Raw genomic sequence first — 19,727 nt, 5'->3', positions numbered from 1 at the left:
AAACGTCAGTTTCAAACTGGCGTTTTATTTGTTAGGATTTTGATGGGTTAGGTTCAATCCCCAAGGGACAAGATTTTCAGTTTTATTTTTGATACGTGTGATATTATCCTTGTGACGAATGATAATCAAGCTAGCAAGTGCTAGGATAATCAAAATGAAGAGAGGGTCATAGCTGTTTAGGATAAATCCAAATAGTGGAAATAGGAGAACTCCGATAACGGCTGCGATAGAAGCGGCAACGCTAGACAAGGAAATCATACTACCAAGATAGAGGGTTCCAAAGAATACGACTGCTAGGTAGAGACAGAAGATAGGCGCGAATCCGAAAACAACCCCAGCACTAGTTGCGACAGCCTTACCACCTTTAAAGCCTGCAAAGATAGGGAAGGTATGTCCAACGACAGCCAAAAGTCCAAAGACAAGAGGTGATACACCTTGTAGGTGGAAAAGAATTGGAAGCAGAGTGGCCAAGGTTCCTTTGAAAAAGTCAATTACAAAGGTTGCCATACCTGCTTTCTTACCCAAAATGCGAAAAGTATTGGTTGTTCCAGTATTTCCAGAACCATGTTCACGCAGATTTGTTTGAAAGAAAATTTGTCCGATCCAAAGACCAGACGGAATCGAACCAAGCAGATAAGCTAAAATTAATAATACAAATGTCATCATATACCCATTATACCATGAAATGGTGTAGAAATGATGAGATATCCTTTAAAATTGTGACAGCTGAACGGGAAAAACTTTGCAAAATCCCTAGAAAACCTGTAAAATAGAAAAGATGAACAAATAGGAGGTTCCTTGTGTCAAAAAAGGAAATCAATATTAATAACTACAATGATGACGCCATTCAGGTGCTAGAAGGGTTGGATGCGGTTCGTAAACGTCCGGGGATGTATATCGGTTCGACCGACGGTGCAGGTCTCCATCACCTAGTCTGGGAAATAGTGGACAATGCAGTCGATGAGGCCTTATCTGGATTTGGTGACCGCATTGATGTGACTATCAATAAAGACGGAAGTCTAACAGTAGAGGACCATGGTCGTGGGATGCCGACTGGTATGCATGCCATGGGAATTCCAACCGTAGAGGTTATCTTTACCATTCTCCATGCCGGAGGGAAATTCGGTCAAGGGGGTTATAAGACATCTGGAGGTCTCCACGGGGTGGGGTCTTCTGTTGTTAATGCCCTTTCTAGTTGGCTAGAAGTAGAAATCACTCGTGATGGTGCTGTTTATAAGCAACGCTTTGAAAATGGTGGAAAACCTGCCACGACTTTGAAGAAAATTGGTACAGCACCCAAGACTAAGACAGGTACCAAAGTCACCTTCATGCCTGACGCGACAATCTTCTCTACGACTGACTTCAAGTACAATACCATTTCAGAACGACTCAATGAGTCAGCCTTTCTCTTAAAAAATGTGACCTTGTCTCTGACAGACAAACGAACAGATGAAGCGATTGAATACCATTATGAAAATGGAGTTCAGGACTTTGTTTCCTATTTGAACGAAGACAAGGAAACCTTGACACCAGTTCTGTACTTTGAAGGGGAAGACAATGGTTTCCAAGTGGAAGTAGCCCTTCAGTACAATGATGGATTCTCAGATAACATTCTATCCTTTGTCAATAATGTTCGTACTAAAGATGGTGGAACACATGAGACAGGACTCAAGTCAGCCATTACCAAGGTCATGAATGACTACGCTCGTAAGACGGGACTTCTCAAGGAAAAAGATAAAAACCTAGAAGGTTCAGATTATCGTGAGGGACTAGCAGCCGTTCTTTCTATCCTAGTTCCGGAAGAACACCTCCAATTTGAAGGTCAGACCAAGGATAAACTGGGGAGTCCACTAGCTCGTCCAGTTGTAGATGGGATTGTGGCTGATAAGTTGACTTTCTTCCTTATGGAAAATGGAGAACTAGCTTCCAATCTCATTCGCAAGGCTATCAAGGCTCGTGACGCTCGTGAAGCAGCACGTAAGGCGCGTGATGAGAGCCGAAATGGGAAGAAAAATAAAAAAGATAAGGGCTTGCTTTCTGGGAAATTGACTCCAGCCCAGTCTAAAAATCCAGCTAAGAACGAACTCTATCTGGTCGAGGGAGACTCTGCCGGTGGTTCGGCTAAACAAGGTCGTGACCGTAAGTTCCAGGCTATTTTGCCTCTTCGTGGTAAGGTCATCAATACAGCCAAGGCCAAGATGGCGGATATCCTTAAAAATGAGGAAATCAACACCATGATTTATACCATTGGTGCTGGTGTCGGAGCAGACTTCTCTATTGAAGATGCCAACTATGACAAGATCATTATCATGACCGATGCGGACACCGATGGTGCCCACATTCAAACCCTTCTCTTAACCTTCTTTTATCGCTACATGCGTCCACTAGTTGAGGCAGGCCATGTCTATATCGCCCTTCCGCCTCTTTACAAGATGTCCAAAGGTAAAGGCAAGAAAGAAGAAGTGGCTTATGCTTGGACGGATGGTGAGCTAGAGGAACTCCGTAAGCAGTTTGGCAAAGGCGCAACACTTCAACGCTATAAAGGTCTTGGTGAGATGAATGCGGACCAACTCTGGGAAACAACCATGAACCCAGAAACTCGCACTCTCATCCGTGTCACGATCGAAGATCTAGCACGCGCTGAACGCCGTGTCAATGTCCTCATGGGAGACAAGGTCGAACCACGCCGTAAGTGGATTGAGGATAATGTCAAGTTTACGCTGGAAGAAGTGACAGTGTTTTAGTATAGTATAGGGAATATTATGGCGAGACAGAATTATTTTGATATTTTGAACCGGATGGAGTTTGATCCACAGAGAGAGTTGAAAAATTTGATGGATTTACTGGAAATGGAGAGAAATTTCAAGAGGAGCTATTATGAAACAAGTTTAAATAGTGCCATTTCTAATAATTTCTTAGATTATCCTAATCGTTCAACATTCACCAGTTATTCACAAATGATAGAATTTGTTGGATCGAATATCTATAATACAACTGAACAACTATTTGTTTTCTCTGAGTTATTAGTTGACATTTTTTGTAATCTTGCAGAAAAATTTACAAAGGAAGAGAGTAGCTTTATTCAAGTTATATTTGATAATATTAAAAGGTTTTTAGAATTATCAAATCATGAATTGATTACATTGGATAATGGTAACAAAATCATTGTTGAAAAGAATGTATATGCCTCAGAAGCTTCTCAGATTGTATCTGAAACTAGTATTGAAGAGGCGATAAAGGTCTTAGAATATAATCATTTTTCAAATAAGGGAAATATTCAGCGTAAGAAAGAAATACTTATTGCTTTAGCGAACTACCTTGAACCGTTTAGAAGAGAACTAAATTATTCTGAAGAATTAAAAGATATTATGAAAGTTAACAATCAAAAGGTTATCGCGTTTGAAAAACTTTTTGAAATGTATAATAATTTTGGTTTAAGGCACAATAATTCAAATCAATATCATCTTGATTTGGCTGATGATGAATTGGAACAATGGTACGATGACATCTATACTTCGACTTTATTTGTTATTTTAAGCATGGATGAATCTAGAATTTTGTCGAAATTAAAAACTTTGAGAGAAGGATAGCTAAATCTGTTATAATTGATTAACTAATCTAACTTGAGAAATAGTATGCTAATAGACAGTAATATCAAATAAAGAACAGGTGTTAATATGAGAACTGAACCCGAAATGCTTGATTTAATTTTACAAACCGCAAAAACTCTAAAAGTCGATGCTGTGGCTCTATCTGGTTCAAGAACAGATGCTCAAGCGCCAAAAGATGAGTTTCAAGATTACGACGTGGTCTATATTGTGGATGATTTTGCTAATCTGACAAGTGACCTTTCTTGGTTGAATCAGTTTGGCAAGCGCATTATTGAGCAGCATAACGTACTTGAACATCGCCATCTGTATCTCATGCTCTTTGAAGATGGCAATCGGATTGATTTGACTCTATGTCCTAAAGAGTATATCAAGGAGTGGGTAGAAAGCGAAGCGGATTTCACGGTGCTAGAGGACACTAAGGGTTTGTTTGCCCCTTATTCACCAAGTCCTCAACGTTACTGGACAAGTCCAGCTAGTCAGACAGATTTTGAAAAAGCCTGCAATGAATTTTGGTGGGTGTCAGCCTACGTAGTCAAAGGAATCTGTCGTAAACAACTACTCTATGCCACTGATCATCTTTATGGTATTTGTCAACAAGAACTCTTGAAGGTCTTGGCTTGGCAGGTAGTAAGCGATAGGGGGAAGGTCAATATCGGCAAGAACTACAAGCATCTCTTTAACTATTTACCTGCTGAGAAAGAGAAGGAATTCTCAAATCTGCTTGATTTCTCAAGTTTAGAAAAAATCACTCAGTCTTTATTTGCAACAATGAAACTTTTCCACCAAGAGGCTCAATCTCTTGCTAACAAGATGGGCTTTGACTATGATAAGGAAGTGGCGGAAAGGATGATTGAGTATGCTGAGGAGAGACTTTCAAATCACTAACTAAATAAAGTATATAATTTAAAAGATTAAACTACAGAAAAGATAGTTTAGTTATATATAGTAACTGAACACGGGACTAATTTCTTAGGAAAAAAGATAAATCGCCTTAGGTTCATCGAACCCTACATCAATTTCCTATTTTTCTACAGAAATTTTCGGCAGGCCGAAATGTCCCTTTGTATCTTAACTGAACATATTTTCTATAAAAACCTACTCTACATTCTTTGAAAGGAGTTGAACACGCCCTAAATGCTGGGTGAAAAAGATAAATTCTCTTGTGAGCATCGCTCACTGCAATAATTTCCTATTTTCACTTTGCATTTTACGGGCTTTGTATCCTATATGAGTAATATTCAAAACATGTCCCTTGAGGACATCATGGGAGAGCGCTTTGGTCGCTACTCCAAGTACATTATTCAAGACCGCGCTTTGCCAGACATTCGGGATGGATTGAAGCCGGTTCAACGCCGTATTCTTTATTCTATGAATAAGGATGGCAATACTTTTGACAAGAGCTACCGCAAGTCGGCCAAGTCTGTCGGGAACATCATGGGGAATTTCCACCCACACGGGGATTCTTCTATCTATGATGCCATGGTTCGTATGTCTCAGGATTGGAAAAACCGTGAGATTCTAGTTGAAATGCACGGTAATAACGGTTCTATGGACGGAGATCCGCCTGCGGCAATGCGTTATACTGAAGCGCGCTTGTCTGAGATTGCTGGTTATCTTCTTCAAGATATCGAGAAAAAGACAGTTCCCTTTGCTTGGAACTTTGACGATACCGAGAAAGAGCCGACGGTTTTGCCAGCAGCCTTTCCAAACCTCTTGGTCAATGGTTCGACTGGGATTTCGGCTGGATATGCCACAGATATTCCACCGCATAATTTGGCTGAGGTTATCGATGCGACGGTTTACATGATTGACCACCCAACAGCCAAGGTGGACAAACTCATGGAATTCTTGCCTGGACCTGACTTCCCTACAGGGGCTATCATCCAAGGGCGTGACGAAATCAAGAAGGCCTATGAAACTGGGAAAGGGCGCGTGGTCGTTCGCTCTAAAACTGAGATTGAAAAGTTAAAAGGTGGTAAGGAGCAAATCGTTATCACTGAGATTCCTTATGAAATCAATAAGGCTAATCTAGTCAAGAAAATCGATGATGTTCGTGTTAATAACAAGGTGGCAGGTATTGCTGAGATTCGTGATGAGTCTGACCGTGACGGTCTTCGTATTGCTATTGAGCTTAAGAAAGATGCTAATACAGAGCTCGTTCTTAACTATCTCTTCAAATACACTGACCTACAAATCAACTACAACTTCAACATGGTGGCGATTGACAATTTCACGCCTCGTCAGGTCGGGATTGTTCCAATCCTGTCTAGCTACATTGCCCACCGTCGTGAAGTGATTTTGGCACGTTCCCGTTTTGACAAGGAGAAGGCTGAAAAACGTCTCCATATCGTCGAAGGTTTGATTCGCGTGATTTCGATTTTGGACGAAGTCATTGCTCTTATCCGTGCTTCTGAGAACAAGGCTGACGCTAAGGAAAACCTCAAGGTCAGCTATGATTTTACAGAAGAGCAGGCCGAAGCTATCGTTACCTTGCAACTTTACCGTTTGACCAATACAGACGTGGTTGTCTTGCAGGAAGAAGAAGCAGAACTTCGTGAGAAGATTGCAATGCTCGCGGCTATCATCGGTGATGAACGAACTATGTACAATCTCATGAAGAAAGAACTTCGTGAGGTCAAGAAAAAATTTGCGACTCCACGTTTGAGTAGTCTAGAAGACACTGCGAAAGTGATCGAGATTGATACAGCTAGTCTTATCGCTGAGGAAGATACCTATGTCAGCGTGACTAAGGCAGGCTATATCAAGCGTACTAGCCCACGTTCCTTTGCGGCTTCCACTCTGGAAGAAATTGGCAAACGTGATGATGATCGTCTGATCTTTGTGCAAGATGCCAAGACAACCCAGCACCTCTTGATGTTCACTACTCTTGGAAATGTCATTTATCGACCAATCCATGAGTTAGCAGATATTCGCTGGAAGGACATCGGAGAGCACTTGAGTCAGACCATTACAAACTTTGAAACTAACGAAGAAATCCTTTATGTAGAAGTCGTGGATCAGTTTGATGATGCGACCACCTACTTTGCAGCTACTCGTCTCGGTCAAATCAAGCGTGTAGAACGCAAAGAGTTCTCTCCATGGCGGACCTACAAGTCTAAATCTGTCAAGTACGCTAAACTTAAAGACGAGACAGACCAGATTATAGCGGTGGCTCCAATTAAACTGGATGATGTTCTTTTGATTAGTCAAAACGGTTATGCCCTTCGTTTCAATATCGAAGAGGTTCCAGTTGTTGGTGCCAAGGCGGTAGGGGTCAAGGCTATGAACCTGAAAGCAGATGATGCACTTCAGGCTGCCTTCATCTGTAATACCTCATCCTTCTACCTCTTGACCCAACGTGGAAGTTTGAAACGCGTTTCCATTGAGGAAATTCCAGCGACCAGCCGTGCTAAACGAGGCCTACAAGTCTTGCGTGAGTTGAAAAACAAACCGCACCGTGTCTTTTTAGCAGGAGCAGTTGCAGAGCGAGGATTCGTTGGTGATCTCTTTAGTACAGAAATGGAAGAAAACGACCAAACGCTGCTTGTCCAATCTAACAAGGGAACAATCTATGAGAGTTGCTTGCAAGACTTGAACCTGTCAGAACGCACTAGCAATGGGAGCTTTATCTCAGATACCATTTCAGATGAGGAAGTTTTTGATGCTTACATCAAAGAAGTCTTTAAAGAGGACAAAACAAATTCGTAAAAAGAATCAGTCCAGAGGGCTGATTTCTTTATGTTGAAAAAATTTTCAGAAAATTACAAATAATACTTGAAATTTTACTAGAAAAGTGTAGAATAGAACACATAGTTTGAATAGTATAAAGGAGAAACACATGACAGTTGCAATTGATTGGGAAAATCTTGGATTTTCTTATATGAAATTACCTTATCGCTATATCGCTCACTACAAAAATGGTCAATGGGATCAAGGAGAATTGACAGAGGATGCGACCTTGCATATTTCAGAGTCTTCTCCAAGTCTTCACTATGGACAGCAAGCATTTGAGGGATTGAAAGCCTATCGTACGAAGGATGGTAGTATTCAACTTTTCCGTCCTGATGAAAATGCCAAGCGTCTGCAACGTACCTGCGACCGTCTCTTGATGCCCCAAGTACCAACAGAAATGTTCGTAGAAGCTTGTAAAGCAGTTGCCCGTGCAAATGAAGAATACGTACCACCATATGGAACAGGTGGAACCCTTTATCTTCGTCCTCTCTTGATTGGTGTCGGAGATATCATCGGGGTAAAACCAGCAGAAGAGTACATTTTCACTATCTTTGCTATGCCAGTTGGAAATTACTTTAAGGGTGGATTGGTTCCAACCAATTTCTTGATTCAGGATGAATACGACCGTGCAGCTCCACATGGTACGGGTGCGGCTAAGGTTGGAGGAAACTATGCTGCGAGTCTTTTGCCAGGGAAGTTGGCCAAATCACGCCATTTCTCAGATGTTATCTACCTAGACCCATCTACACATACAAAGATTGAGGAAGTCGGTTCAGCTAACTTCTTTGGAATCACGGCAGACAATGAATTTGTTACGCCATTGAGTCCATCCATCTTACCATCTATTACCAAGTACTCTTTGCTTTACTTGGCAGAACACCGCTTGAGCTTAACACCGATTGAAGGTGATGTCCCAATCGATAATTTGGATCGTTTTGTAGAGGCAGGTGCTTGTGGTACAGCAGCGGTCATTTCTCCAATTGGGGGGATCCAACATGGCGATGATTTCCATGTTTTCTATAGTGAAACAGAAGTAGGTCCTGTTACACGTAAACTCTACGATGAATTGACGGGTATCCAATTTGGTGATGTAGAAGCACCAGAGGGATGGATTGTCAAAGTGGACTAAAAGACACGAAGTAAAGAAGAACTCCATAGCAGTTGTAATGGCTGAAATGGAGTTTTTTCTTGCTAGTTTGAGTATTTTCTTGTACAATAGAAAAAGTGAAAAGAGGTACAGTATGAGTAAAAAAGATAAGAAAATTGAAATTCAATTAACAGATGCTAAAGTGACTGTTGGAAAAGACAGTTATGAAGGATACGTTTTGACAATCGGGAAAAAGGTCATTGGCGAAATTGCCGAATTAGATAACCAATTTGCCATCATAAAGAATGGAAATGTCGATAGTTTTTATAAAAAACTTGAAAAAGCTGTGGAAATTTTGATTGAAAACTATAATTTGACAAAATAATACTTGTTTTATTGAAAATTTCATGATATAATAGTCTTCGTTGAACATTGGAGAGATAGCGAAGAGGCTAAACGCGGCGGACTGTAAATCCGCTCCTTCGGGTTCGGGGGTTCGAATCCCTCTCTCTCCATTCATCATTGGGGTATAGCCAAGCGGTAAGGCAAGGGACTTTGACTCCCTCATGCGTTGGTTCGAATCCAGCTACCCCAGTTCTTAGGTAATAAGTTCAAGATAAAAAGAAAAATATCTTAGGGTATTTTATTTTTATAATTGAAAGGCGTGAACGATGTGAACATGTCTTTGCGGGTGCTTAGGAAAAAAATTATAAGTATGTCAAGTTTGGAAAGACTTGATTGTTGGAGGATTTTTTAGATGAACGAATTTGAAGATTTGCTAAATAGCGTTAGCCAAGTTGAGCCTGGTGATGTTGTTAGTGCTGAAGTATTGACAGTTGATGCGACTCAAGCTAACGTTGCAATCTCTGGGACTGGTGTTGAAGGTGTCTTGACTCTTCGAGAATTGACAAACGATCGCGATGCAGATATCAATGACTTTGTGAAAGTAGGAGAAGTATTGGATGTTCTTGTACTTCGTCAAGTAGTTGGTAAAGATACTGATACAGTTACATACCTTGTATCTAAAAAACGCCTTGAAGCTCGCAAAGCATGGGACAAACTTGTAGGACGCGAAGAAGAAGTTGTTACTGTTAAAGGAACTCGTGCCGTTAAAGGTGGACTTTCAGTAGAATTTGAAGGTGTTCGTGGATTCATTCCAGCTTCAATGTTGGATACTCGTTTCGTACGTAACACTGATCGTTTCGTAGGTCAAGAATTTGATGCTAAAATCAAAGAAGTTGACCCTAAAGAAAACCGCTTCATCCTTTCACGTCGTGAAGTTGTTGAAGCAGCTACTGCAGCAGCTCGTGCTGAAGTATTCAGTAAATTAGCTGTTGGTGATGTCGTAACTGGTAAAGTTGCTCGTATCACTAGCTTTGGTGCTTTCATCGATCTCGGTGGTGTTGACGGATTGGTTCACTTGACTGAATTGTCACACGAACGTAACGTATCACCTAAATCAGTTGTAACTGTTGGTGAAGAAATCGAGGTTAAAGTCCTTGATCTTAATGAAGAAGAAGGACGCGTATCCCTTTCACTTAAAGCAACAACACCTGGACCATGGGATGGCGTTGAGCAAAAATTGGCTAAAGGTGATGTAGTAGAAGGAACAGTTAAACGTTTGACTGACTTCGGTGCATTTGTTGAAGTATTGCCAGGTATCGATGGACTTGTTCACGTATCACAAATTTCACACAAACGTATCGAAAATCCAAAAGAAGCTCTTACTGTTGGTCAAGAAGTTACTGTTAAAGTTCTTGATGTTAACGCTGACGCAGAACGCGTATCTCTTTCTATCAAAGCTCTTGAAGAACGTCCAGCTCAAGAAGAAGGACAAAAAGAAGAAAAACGTGCTGCTCGTCCACGTCGTCCAAAACGTCAAGAAAAACGTGATTTCGAACTTCCAGAGACACAAACAGGATTCTCAATGGCTGACTTGTTCGGTGATATCGAACTTTAATCAAATTGATAATCACAAAATCCTTTGTTTAAAACAAGGGATTTTTCTTTTGTCTCTTTCCCATTTTTGATATAATAGTTCTATGTTAGATTCAGAAAAACAATCACAATATCAATTGTTAAATGAGGAACTCTCTTATTTACTTGAAGGTGAGAGCAATGTTCTTGCCAATCTTTCGAATGCTAGTGCCCTCCTAAAATCGCGCTTCCCCAATACTGTATTTGCAGGTTTTTATCTGTTTGATGGTAGCGAGTTGGTTTTAGGGCCTTTTCAGGGTGGTGTTTCTTGTATTCGCATTCCGCTTGGAAAAGGCGTGTGTGGAGAAGCTGCTGAGTTTCAAGAGACTGTTTTGGTTGGCGATGTGAGCACCTATCCAAACTACATTTCTTGTGATAGTATGGCCAAGAGTGAAATCGTGGTCCCCATGCTCAAGAATGGTCAATTGCTGGGTGTCTTAGACCTGGATTCTTCAGTTATTGATGATTACAATGCCGTTGACCGTGATTACTTGGAACAATTTGTCGCTATTTTGCTTGAGAAGACAGAATGGGACTTTACGATGTTTGAGGAGAAAGCCTAATGTATCAAGCACTTTATCGAAAATATAGAAGCCAAACTTTTTCACAATTGGTCGGACAAGAAGTTGTGGCTAAAACCCTAAAACAAGCGGTCGAGCAGGAAAAGATTAGTCATGCCTATCTTTTCTCAGGCCCTCGTGGAACTGGGAAAACAAGTGTAGCCAAGATTTTTGCCAAGGCCATGAACTGCCCAAATCAAGTGGATGGAGAACCATGTAATCACTGCTATATCTGTCAGGCAGTGACAGAAGGTAGCCTAGAAGATGTTATTGAAATGGATGCGGCTTCAAATAATGGAGTTGATGAAATCCGTGAAATTCGTGACAAATCTACCTATGCACCTAGCTTGGCACGTTACAAGGTCTATATCATAGACGAGGTTCATATGCTGTCTACGGGAGCCTTTAATGCGCTTTTGAAGACTCTTGAGGAGCCAACTCAAAATGTTGTCTTTATCTTGGCGACCACTGAATTGCATAAGATTCCAGCAACCATTTTATCGCGTGTTCAACGTTTTGAGTTCAAATCGATTAAAACTCAAGATATCAAGGAGCATATTTATCATATTCTAGAAAAAGAAAATATCAGTTCTGAACCGGAGGCTGTGGAAATCATTGCCAGACGAGCTGAAGGTGGAATGCGGGATGCCTTGTCTATTCTGGACCAAGCCTTGAGCTTGACACAGGGAAATGAGCTCACGACTGCTATCTCTGAGGAGATTACAGGCACCATTAGTCTATCAGCACTAGATGACTATGTAGCCGCCTTGTCTCAGCAGGATGTTTCAAAAGCGCTTGATTCTTTGAATCTTTTATTTGAAAATGGTAAGAGTATGACTCGTTTTGTGACGGATCTTTTACAGTATTTGCGTGATCTACTAGTTGTTCAGACAGGTGGCGAAAATACTCATCATAGTCCAGTTTTTATGGACAATCTAGCTCTTTCTCAGGAAAGTCTCTTTGAAATGATTCGAATAGCGACTGTGAGCTTGGCAGATATGAAAGCAAGCCTGCAACCTAAGATTTATGCTGAGATGATGACCATTCGTTTAGCTGAGATTAAGCCTGAGCCAGTGCTTTCAGAAGCTGTCGAAGGAGAAATTTCTGCACTGAGACAGGAAGTTGCTCGTCTCAAACAAGAACTTGCTAATGTTGGAACAGCTCCTAAACAAGTGGCGCCAGTCTCTAGCCGTCCAGCCACTTCCAAGACAGTCTATCGAGTAGACCGTAATAAAGTTCAGGCTATCCTACAAGAAGCTGTTGAAAATCCTGAATTGGCACGGCAAAACTTGATTCGCCTCCAGAATGCATGGGGAGAAGTAATCGAAAGCTTAGCTGGTCCTGATAAGGCTCTGCTTGTTGGTTCTCAGCCAGTTGCGGCAAACGAACACCATGCTATTTTAGCTTTTGAGTCTAATTTCAATGCTGGGCAAACCATGAAACGGGATAATCTTAACACCATGTTTGGCAACATCCTCAGTCAGGCAGCAGGTTTTTCACCTGAGATTTTAGCCATTTCCATGGAGGAATGGAAAGAGGTTCGAGCAGCATTTTCAGCTAAAAACAAGTCTTCTCAAACCAATCAAGAGGTGGAAGAAGAGAGTTTGATTCCAGAAGGATTTGAATTTTTGGCTGATAAAGTGAAGGTAGAGGAAGACTAAAGAAAGATTTCATGATACAATAAGTTTATGAATAGACAACAATTTATTATGATAGCGTTATTTACGGCTGCTGAGACTTATTTTTTCAATGAAGCCTGGATGACCGGGCGTTATTTCATGGCAGCCTTTTGGGCCATTCTACTCTTTCGAAATTTTAGGTTAAGTTACGTGATGGGAAAAATTGTAGACACCATTGATCAGCACCTAAATCGCAAGGACTAGCTCCAAGCTTCTAGACAAAATCAAAGCCTTTTAGGCTTTTTTTTGTTATACTAGTAGAGTATATTTATGGACCTTTTCTTGTATTTTTAGAGAAATGTAAGTAATTTTGCTAAGGATAAAGGAAATAGGCCTGAAAAAGAAAGGAATTATCATGTCAGTATTAGAGATCAAAGATCTTCACGTTGAGATTGAAGGAAAAGAAATTTTGAAAGGAGTCAATCTGACTCTGAAAACAGGAGAAATCGCTGCTATCATGGGACCAAATGGTACTGGTAAATCGACTCTTTCTGCCGCTATCATGGGAAATCCAAACTATGAAGTTACCAAAGGTGAGGTCTTGTTTGATGGCGTAAATATCCTTGAGTTGGAAGTGGACGAACGCGCGCGTATGGGACTTTTCCTTGCTATGCAATATCCATCAGAAATTCCTGGAATTACTAACGCTGAGTTTCTTCGTGCAGCTATGAATGCTGGTAAAGAAGATGATGAAAAGATTTCAATTCGTGAGTTCATCACTAAACTAGACGAGAAAATGGAATTGCTCAACATGAAAGAAGAAATGGCAGAGCGTTACCTCAACGAAGGTTTCTCTGGTGGTGAGAAAAAACGTAATGAAATTCTTCAACTCTTGATGTTGGAACCAACTTTTGCCCTTTTAGATGAGATTGACTCAGGTCTTGATATTGACGCCCTTAAAGTCGTATCGAAAGGTGTCAATGCTATGCGCGGCGAAGGCTTTGGTGCTATGATCATCACTCACTACCAACGTCTCTTGAACTACATCACACCAGACGTGGTACACGTGATGATGGAAGGTCGTGTGGTCCTTTCTGGTGGTCCAGAATTGGCTGCCCGTTTGGAACGTGAAGGATACGCAAAACTAGCTGAAGAACTTGGCTACGACTACAAGGAAGAATTGTAATTCCCTCGTATCTTTTAGGAGAAGTAAATGACTAAAGAAACTATTAAACTTTTTTCAGAAATGCACGCTGAACCAAGCTGGTTGGCTGACCTCCGTCAAAAAGCTTTTGATAAGATTGAGAGTTTGGAATTACCAGTCATTGAGTGTGTCAAATTTCACCGTTGGAATCTGGGGGATGGAACCATTACAGAAAGTGAACCATCAGCAAATGTTCCGGATTTCACAGCTCTAGACAATCACTTGAAATTGGTTCAAGTAGGAACCCAAACTGTTTTTGAACAAATTCCAGTTGAATTGGCTGAACAAGGGGTAGTCTTTACAGACTTCCACTCAGCTTTAGAAGAAATTCCAGAGCTTATCGAGGAATTCTTCATGTCGTCTGTAAAATATGACGATGACAAGTTGGCAGCTTACCATACAGCTTACTTTAACAGTGGTGCTGTTCTCTATATTCCTGATAATGTTGAGATTAAAGAGCCAATCGAAGGGATTTTCTACCAAGACAGCGATAGCGATGTGCCATTTAACAAGCATATCCTTATCATTGCTGGTAAAAACTCTAAGATTAGTTACCTAGAACGTCTAGAGTCACGAGGTGGAGGTAGTGCAAAAGCAACTGCCAATATTACTGTAGAAGTGATTGCTCGTTCTGGTGCGCAAGTGAAATTTGCTGCTATTGACCGTTTAGGTGAAAATGTCACTGCCTACATTAGCCGTCGTGGTAAACTTGGCAACGATGCAAGCATTGACTGGGCAATCGGTGTCATGAACGAGGGAAATGTCGTTGCGGACTTTGATAGCGACTTGATTGGGAATGGTAGCCATGCTGATCTTAAGGTTGTCGCCTTATCAAGTGGCCGTCAGATTCAAGGGATTGATACTCGAGTGACTAACTACGGATGTAACTCAATCGGAAATATCCTCCAACATGGGGTTATCCTTGAAAAAGCAACTTTAACTTTCAACGGTATCGGCCACATTATCAAGGGTGCCAAGGGAGCAGATGCCCAACAAGAAAGTCGTGTTCTCATGCTTTCAGACCAAGCGCGTTCAGATGCTAATCCAATTCTTTTGATTGATGAAAATGACGTAACTGCTGGTCACGCGGCTTCTATCGGGCAAGTAGATCCAGAAGACATGTACTATCTCATGAGTCGTGGCTTGGACAAGGCAACTGCAGAACGTTTAGTTGTCCGCGGTTTCCTTGGATCCGTTATCGTTGAGATTCCAGTCAAAGAAGTTCGCGATGAAATGATTGCAACTATCGAAGAAAAATTGTCAAAACGCTAAGGGGAAGCCTATGTTAGATGTAGAAGCGATTCGCAAGGATTTTCCAATTTTAGACCAGATTGTTAATGATGAACCGTTGGTCTATCTGGACAATGCTGCGACGACACAAAAACCACTAGCAGTACTGGAAACAATCAACCGCTACTATGAGCATGATAATGCCAATGTTCACCGTGGTGTTCATACCTTAGCGGAACGGGCAACAGCTTCTTATGAAGCTGCTCGTGAAACTATTCGTAAGTTTATCAATGCAAGCTCTACAAAGGAAGTTCTCTTCACCAGAGGAACGACAACCAGTCTTAACTGGGTAGCACGTTATGCTGAAGAAGTGTTGACTGAGGGAGATCAGGTCTTGATTTCCGTCATGGAACACCATTCCAATATCATTCCTTGGCAGGAGGCCTGCCGCAAGACTGGAGCGGAGCTCGTCTATGTTTATCTCAAGGACGGATCTCTGGATATGGCTGACTTGCAGGTGAAATTAACTGACAAGGTCAAATTTGTTTCACTAGCTCACGCCTCCAATGTTCTGGGTGTGGTCAATCCTATTAAAGAAATCACGCAAATGGCTCACCAAGTTGGAGCCATCATGGTGGTGGATGGTGCTCAGTCTACGCCTCATATGAAGATTGATGTACAGGACTTGGATGTGGACTTCTTTGCCTTTTCAGGTCATAAGATGGCTGGTCCAACTGGTATTGGTGTTCTTTACGGTAAAGAAAAATATCTCAATCAAATGTCACCAGTAGAATTTGGTGGCGAAATGATTGATTTCGTTTATGAGCAATCTGCTAGTTGGAAGGAATTGCCTTGGAAATTCGAGGCTGGAACTCCAAATATGGCAGGTGCTATCGGACTTGCTGCTGCAGTGGATTACCTAGAAAAGATTGGTATGGATGCTATTGAAGCTCATGAACAAGAACTAATTGCATATGTCTATCCAAAACTGCAGGCAATTGAAGGACTGACTATTTATGGTTCACAAGACTTGGCGCAACGATCGGGTGTTATTGCCTTTAATCTAGGCGAACTCCATCCTCACGATCTTGCGACTGCTTTGGATTATGAAGGAGTAGCCGTTCGTGCGGGTCACCACTGTGCCCAACCCTTGCTCCAGTATTTAGAAGTCCCAGCAACAGCTCGTGCAAGTTTTTATATCTACAACACCAAGGCAGATTGCGACAAGTTGGTCGATGCCTTACAAAAGACAAAGGAGTTTTTCAATGGCACTTTCTAAACTAGATAGCCTTTATATGGCAGTGGTAGCGGACCATTCGAAAAATCCCCATCACCAAGGAAAGTTAGAAGACGCTGAGCAAATCAGTCTCAATAATCCAACCTGTGGGGATGTCATCAACCTCTCTGTCAAGTTTGACGCAGAGGACCGTTTGGAGGATATCGCTTTTCTAAACTCGGGTTGTACCATCTCAACTGCCTCTGCTAGTATGATGACAGATGCCGTTTTAGGAAAAACCAAACAAGAAATTTTAGAACTTGCGACTATTTTTTCTGAAATGGTTCAAGGGCAAAAAGATGAGCGTCAAGACCAACTTGGAGACGCGGCTTTCTTATCAGGTGTTGCCAAATTCCCTCAACGAATCAAGTGTGCAACCCTAGCTTGGAACGCTCTTAAGAAGACAATTGAAAATCAAGATAACAGATAAGACAAGTTTCTTTTGTCTTATAAATCATTAGAAATGAAGAAAGAAAGGATATTATGGCTGAAGAAAGAGTAGAACCAAAACCAATTGATCTTGGTGAATATAAATTTGGTTTCCATGATGATGTAGAGCCTGTCCTATCGACAGGAAAAGGACTCAACGAAGGTGTTATTCGTGAATTATCTGCTGCCAAGGGTGAGCCAGAGTGGATGTTAGAATTCCGTTTGAAGTCTTATGAAACCTTCAAAAAAATGCCTATGCAAACCTGGGGAGCAGACTTGTCAGAGATTGACTTTGATGACTTGATCTATTACCAAAAACCATCTGATAAACCAGCCCGTTCTTGGGATGAAGTTCCTGAAAAGATCAAAGAAACCTTTGAACGTATCGGGATTCCAGAAGCTGAACGTGCTTATCTAGCAGGTGCTTCTGCCCAGTACGAGTCAGAAGTGGTTTACCACAACATGAAAGAAGAGTTCCAGAAATTAGGTATTATCTTTACAGATACAGATTCTGCCCTCAAGGAATACCCAGACTTGTTTAAACAATACTTTGCGAAGTTGGTACCGCCGACTGATAACAAGTTGGCAGCCCTCAACTCAGCAGTATGGTCAGGTGGAACCTTTATCTACGTACCAAAAGGTGTCAAGGTAGATATTCCACTTCAAACCTACTTCCGTATCAACAACGAAAATACAGGTCAGTTCGAACGTACCTTGATTATTGTTGATGAAGGAGCAAGCGTCCACTACGTAGAAGGATGTACAGCACCAACTTATTCAAGCAATAGCTTGCACGCTGCCATTGTAGAAATTTTTGCTTTAGACGGAGCTTATATGCGTTATACAACCATCCAAAACTGGTCTGATAATGTCTATAACTTGGTAACAAAACGTGCCAAAGCTTTGAAAGATGCGACTGTTGAGTGGATTGATGGTAACTTGGGTGCCAAAACAACCATGAAATACCCATCTGTTTACCTAGATGGAGAAGGGGCCCGTGGTACCATGCTTTCGATCGCCTTTGCCAATGCTGGTCAACACCAAGATACGGGTGCCAAGATGATTCACAACGCTCCACATACAAGCTCATCTATCGTGTCTAAATCCATCGCTAAAGGCGGAGGAAAGGTGGACTATCGTGGACAAGTAACCTTTAACAAGAACTCTAAGAAATCTGTTTCTCACATCGAGTGTGATACCATTATCATGGATGACTTATCAGCATCAGATACCATTCCGTTTAATGAAATTCACAACTCGCAAGTTGCATTGGAACACGAAGCCAAGGTATCTAAGATTTCAGAGGAACAACTCTATTACCTCATGAGCCGTGGTTTGTCAGAATCTGAGGCAACTGAGATGATTGTCATGGGATTTGTCGAACCCTTCACCAAAGAACTTCCAATGGAATATGCAGTTGAGCTGAACCGCTTGATTAGCTATGAAATGGAAGGTTCAGTCGGATAAGAATATGCAAAATCTGAACAGGAACTCTTCCTGTTCAGATTTTTTTCAAAAAGGACCTAATAAATATTCACAAAAATGCTTTTATATGGTAAAATAAAACAATTACATTTAGTGGAGATGAAGTATGAATATTTTTAGAACCAAGGATGTCAGTCTGAGACAGGCAGAGATGCGTCGCCATTTGAAATTGTGGGATTTGATTCTATTGGGAATCGGTGCCATGGTAGGAACTGGGATTTTTACCATTACAGGAACTGCAGCAGCAACACTTGCCGGTCCATCACTAGTGGTTTCCATCGTGATTTCTGCCCTGTGTGTTTCTCTATCAGCTCTCTTTTTTGCAGAATTTGCCTCTCGTGTACCTGCAACTGGGGGTGCTTATAGTTATCTCTATGCGATTTTGGGAGAATTGCCAGCCTGGATTGCTGGCTGGTTGACCATCATGGAATTCATGACGGCTGTTTCAGGTGTGGCGTCTGGCTGGGCAGCTTACTTTAAGGGCTTACTCAGTGATTATGGTATTTCCATGCCCCAAGCCTTGAATGGAACCTTTAATCCTGAACAGGGAACCTATATCGATCTTCTACCTATTCTAGTACTTACCTTGGTAACGGGATTGGTTTTATTAAATTCCAAGGCAGCCTTACGCTTTAATTCGCTTCTAGTAATCTTGAAATTTTCTGCTCTAGCCTTATTTATCCTAGTTGGTATTTGGTACATCAAGCCTGAAAATTGGTCGAATTTTGCTCCTTTTGGCTTTGGCCAGATTTATGGAGGAAGCACTGGGATTATGGCAGGTGCATCTTTGATGTTCTTTGGATTTCTCGGATTTGAGTCTATTTCCATGGCAGTTGATGAAATCCAAAGCCCGCAAAAAAATATTCCTCGCGGAATTGTCCTTTCTCTGACAATCGTCACTATTCTCTATGCTTTGGTGACCTTAGTATTGACAGGGATTGTTCACTATAGTAAGCTCAATGTGGACGATGCAGTAGCATTTTCATTACGGAGTATTGGTATCGGTTGGGCAGCCAACTATGTTTCGCTTGTAGCCATTCTCACCCTGATAACGGTATGTATTTCCATGACTTATGCTTTGTCTCGAATGATTTATAGCTTAGCACGTGATGGACTTTTACCTCAAAGTTTTAAACGATTAAGCAAGACTAGTCGCGTTCCTAAAAATGCGACTCTCTTAACAGGAGTTGCTTCAGCTATTGCTGCAGGAGTGTTTCCTCTAGCCAGTATTGCAGCCTTCTTAAATATCTGTACCTTAGCTTATCTCATTTTACTAGCCTACGGAATAATAAAACTCAGAAAAGATAAGGGTATGCCCAAAAAAGGAGAGTTTAAAACTCCTTTGGTACCACTTTTGCCAATCCTTTCCATCCTTATCTGTGTTTCCTTTATGCTTCAATATAGTCTAGATACCTGGATTGCCTTTGGCATTGCTCTTGTAGTTGGTCTAGTCATTTACTTTACTTATGGGTTCCGCCATTCAACTCTCGCAGAAGAAAAATAAAAGCTGGGAAATC

General features: G+C 41.4%; 17 protein-coding genes and 2 tRNA genes. 18 read left to right on the top strand and 1 reads right to left on the bottom strand.

Annotated features, from left to right (window positions below; genetic code table 11):
• Window positions 1-24: 24 nt before the first annotated feature.
• Entirely contained in the window at window positions 25-666 is a 642-nt protein-coding gene (gene plsY / locus HMPREF1516_RS08710) for a glycerol-3-phosphate 1-O-acyltransferase PlsY (RefSeq protein WP_002878372.1), read from the bottom strand.
• Between the two features lie 134 nt (window positions 667-800).
• Here plsY and parE point away from each other — a divergent pair, with 134 nt between their 5' ends.
• The 18 genes from parE to HMPREF1516_RS08620 all read left to right on the top strand — a co-directional run bounded on the left by parE (window position 801) and on the right by HMPREF1516_RS08620 (window position 19,714).
• On the top strand, window positions 801-2,744 hold the full coding sequence (gene parE / locus HMPREF1516_RS08705) for a DNA topoisomerase IV subunit B (protein WP_033606360.1): 1,944 nt from the start codon (window positions 801-803) through the stop codon (window positions 2,742-2,744).
• Window positions 2,745-2,762: 18 nt separating this feature from the next.
• Window positions 2,763-3,590: a hypothetical protein gene (locus tag HMPREF1516_RS08700; RefSeq protein WP_000113754.1), complete on the top strand. Its 828-nt coding sequence runs from the start codon at window positions 2,763-2,765 to the stop codon at window positions 3,588-3,590.
• Window positions 3,591-3,677: 87 nt separating this feature from the next.
• Complete coding sequence (locus tag HMPREF1516_RS08695; RefSeq protein ID WP_001258592.1) at window positions 3,678-4,496, top strand: aminoglycoside 6-adenylyltransferase; 819 nt, start codon at window positions 3,678-3,680, stop codon at window positions 4,494-4,496.
• Between the two features lie 342 nt (window positions 4,497-4,838).
• Window positions 4,839-7,319 (top strand): DNA topoisomerase IV subunit A, encoded by a 2,481-nt coding sequence (parC, locus tag HMPREF1516_RS08690; RefSeq protein ID WP_084647668.1) that lies wholly within the window; start codon window positions 4,839-4,841, stop codon window positions 7,317-7,319.
• A gap of 115 nt (window positions 7,320-7,434) precedes the next feature.
• Window positions 7,435-8,472 (top strand): branched-chain amino acid aminotransferase, encoded by a 1,038-nt coding sequence (locus HMPREF1516_RS08685; RefSeq protein WP_321141206.1) that lies wholly within the window; start codon window positions 7,435-7,437, stop codon window positions 8,470-8,472.
• A 112-nt stretch (window positions 8,473-8,584) separates the two neighbouring features.
• Complete coding sequence (locus HMPREF1516_RS08680) at window positions 8,585-8,815, top strand: DUF2969 domain-containing protein (protein WP_000037105.1); 231 nt, start codon at window positions 8,585-8,587, stop codon at window positions 8,813-8,815.
• A 49-nt stretch (window positions 8,816-8,864) separates the two neighbouring features.
• Window positions 8,865-8,945, top strand: a tRNA-Tyr gene (locus HMPREF1516_RS08675).
• Window positions 8,946-8,953: 8 nt separating this feature from the next.
• Window positions 8,954-9,025 (top strand) — tRNA-Gln (locus HMPREF1516_RS08670).
• Window positions 9,026-9,187: 162 nt separating this feature from the next.
• Window positions 9,188-10,390 carry a 30S ribosomal protein S1 gene (gene rpsA, locus HMPREF1516_RS08665; RefSeq protein ID WP_001001615.1) on the top strand — a complete coding sequence of 401 codons (1,203 nt, stop codon included), beginning with the start codon at window positions 9,188-9,190 and terminating at the stop codon, window positions 10,388-10,390.
• An 82-nt stretch (window positions 10,391-10,472) separates the two neighbouring features.
• Window positions 10,473-10,970: a GAF domain-containing protein gene (locus HMPREF1516_RS08660; RefSeq protein ID WP_000887140.1), complete on the top strand. Its 498-nt coding sequence runs from the start codon at window positions 10,473-10,475 to the stop codon at window positions 10,968-10,970.
• Window positions 10,970-12,628 carry a DNA polymerase III subunit gamma/tau gene (gene dnaX, locus HMPREF1516_RS08655; protein WP_033606358.1) on the top strand — a complete coding sequence of 553 codons (1,659 nt, stop codon included), beginning with the start codon at window positions 10,970-10,972 and terminating at the stop codon, window positions 12,626-12,628. Before HMPREF1516_RS08660 ends, dnaX begins: the two co-directional genes overlap by 1 nt.
• 27 nt (window positions 12,629-12,655) lie before the next feature.
• Entirely contained in the window at window positions 12,656-12,850 is a 195-nt protein-coding gene (locus tag HMPREF1516_RS08650) for a DUF3272 family protein (protein WP_001081611.1), read from the top strand.
• 151 nt (window positions 12,851-13,001) lie between these two features.
• Entirely contained in the window at window positions 13,002-13,772 is a 771-nt protein-coding gene (gene sufC, locus HMPREF1516_RS08645) for a Fe-S cluster assembly ATPase SufC (protein ID WP_033606356.1), read from the top strand.
• 27 nt (window positions 13,773-13,799) lie between these two features.
• A complete protein-coding gene (gene sufD / locus HMPREF1516_RS08640; RefSeq protein ID WP_033606355.1) occupies window positions 13,800-15,062 on the top strand; it encodes a Fe-S cluster assembly protein SufD in 1,263 nt (420 codons plus the stop codon).
• 10 nt (window positions 15,063-15,072) lie between these two features.
• Window positions 15,073-16,299: a cysteine desulfurase gene (locus HMPREF1516_RS08635; protein WP_033606353.1), complete on the top strand. Its 1,227-nt coding sequence runs from the start codon at window positions 15,073-15,075 to the stop codon at window positions 16,297-16,299.
• Window positions 16,286-16,726 (top strand): Fe-S cluster assembly sulfur transfer protein SufU, encoded by a 441-nt coding sequence (sufU, locus tag HMPREF1516_RS08630; protein WP_033606351.1) that lies wholly within the window; start codon window positions 16,286-16,288, stop codon window positions 16,724-16,726. The genes HMPREF1516_RS08635 and sufU overlap by 14 nt, the downstream gene beginning before the upstream one ends.
• 53 nt (window positions 16,727-16,779) lie before the next feature.
• On the top strand, window positions 16,780-18,192 hold the full coding sequence (sufB, locus tag HMPREF1516_RS08625; RefSeq protein WP_000797071.1) for a Fe-S cluster assembly protein SufB: 1,413 nt from the start codon (window positions 16,780-16,782) through the stop codon (window positions 18,190-18,192).
• A gap of 124 nt (window positions 18,193-18,316) precedes the next feature.
• Window positions 18,317-19,714, top strand: coding sequence for an APC family permease (locus tag HMPREF1516_RS08620; protein WP_033606349.1), 1,398 nt, complete (start codon window positions 18,317-18,319; stop codon window positions 19,712-19,714).
• Window positions 19,715-19,727 lie beyond the last annotated feature (13 nt).

Source organism: Streptococcus sp. CM6 (assembly GCF_000526095.1).
Classification (GTDB): domain Bacteria; phylum Bacillota; class Bacilli; order Lactobacillales; family Streptococcaceae; genus Streptococcus; species Streptococcus oralis_BW.
This window is presented reverse-complemented; position numbering and strand designations above follow the sequence as displayed.

Coding starts and splice junctions, on each gene's coding strand:
- plsY (WP_002878372.1), bottom strand. CDS start 666: ATGATGACATTTGTATTATTAATTTTAGCTTATCTGCTTGGTTCGATT.
- HMPREF1516_RS08700 (WP_000113754.1), top strand. CDS start 2,763: ATGGCGAGACAGAATTATTTTGATATTTTGAACCGGATGGAGTTTGAT.
- HMPREF1516_RS08695 (WP_001258592.1), top strand. CDS start 3,678: ATGAGAACTGAACCCGAAATGCTTGATTTAATTTTACAAACCGCAAAA.
- parC (WP_084647668.1), top strand. CDS start 4,839: ATGAGTAATATTCAAAACATGTCCCTTGAGGACATCATGGGAGAGCGC.
- HMPREF1516_RS08680 (WP_000037105.1), top strand. CDS start 8,585: ATGAGTAAAAAAGATAAGAAAATTGAAATTCAATTAACAGATGCTAAA.
- rpsA (WP_001001615.1), top strand. CDS start 9,188: ATGAACGAATTTGAAGATTTGCTAAATAGCGTTAGCCAAGTTGAGCCT.
- HMPREF1516_RS08660 (WP_000887140.1), top strand. CDS start 10,473: ATGTTAGATTCAGAAAAACAATCACAATATCAATTGTTAAATGAGGAA.
- dnaX (WP_033606358.1), top strand. CDS start 10,970: ATGTATCAAGCACTTTATCGAAAATATAGAAGCCAAACTTTTTCACAA.
- HMPREF1516_RS08650 (WP_001081611.1), top strand. CDS start 12,656: ATGAATAGACAACAATTTATTATGATAGCGTTATTTACGGCTGCTGAG.
- sufC (WP_033606356.1), top strand. CDS start 13,002: ATGTCAGTATTAGAGATCAAAGATCTTCACGTTGAGATTGAAGGAAAA.
- sufD (WP_033606355.1), top strand. CDS start 13,800: ATGACTAAAGAAACTATTAAACTTTTTTCAGAAATGCACGCTGAACCA.
- HMPREF1516_RS08635 (WP_033606353.1), top strand. CDS start 15,073: ATGTTAGATGTAGAAGCGATTCGCAAGGATTTTCCAATTTTAGACCAG.
- sufU (WP_033606351.1), top strand. CDS start 16,286: ATGGCACTTTCTAAACTAGATAGCCTTTATATGGCAGTGGTAGCGGAC.
- sufB (WP_000797071.1), top strand. CDS start 16,780: ATGGCTGAAGAAAGAGTAGAACCAAAACCAATTGATCTTGGTGAATAT.
- HMPREF1516_RS08620 (WP_033606349.1), top strand. CDS start 18,317: ATGAATATTTTTAGAACCAAGGATGTCAGTCTGAGACAGGCAGAGATG.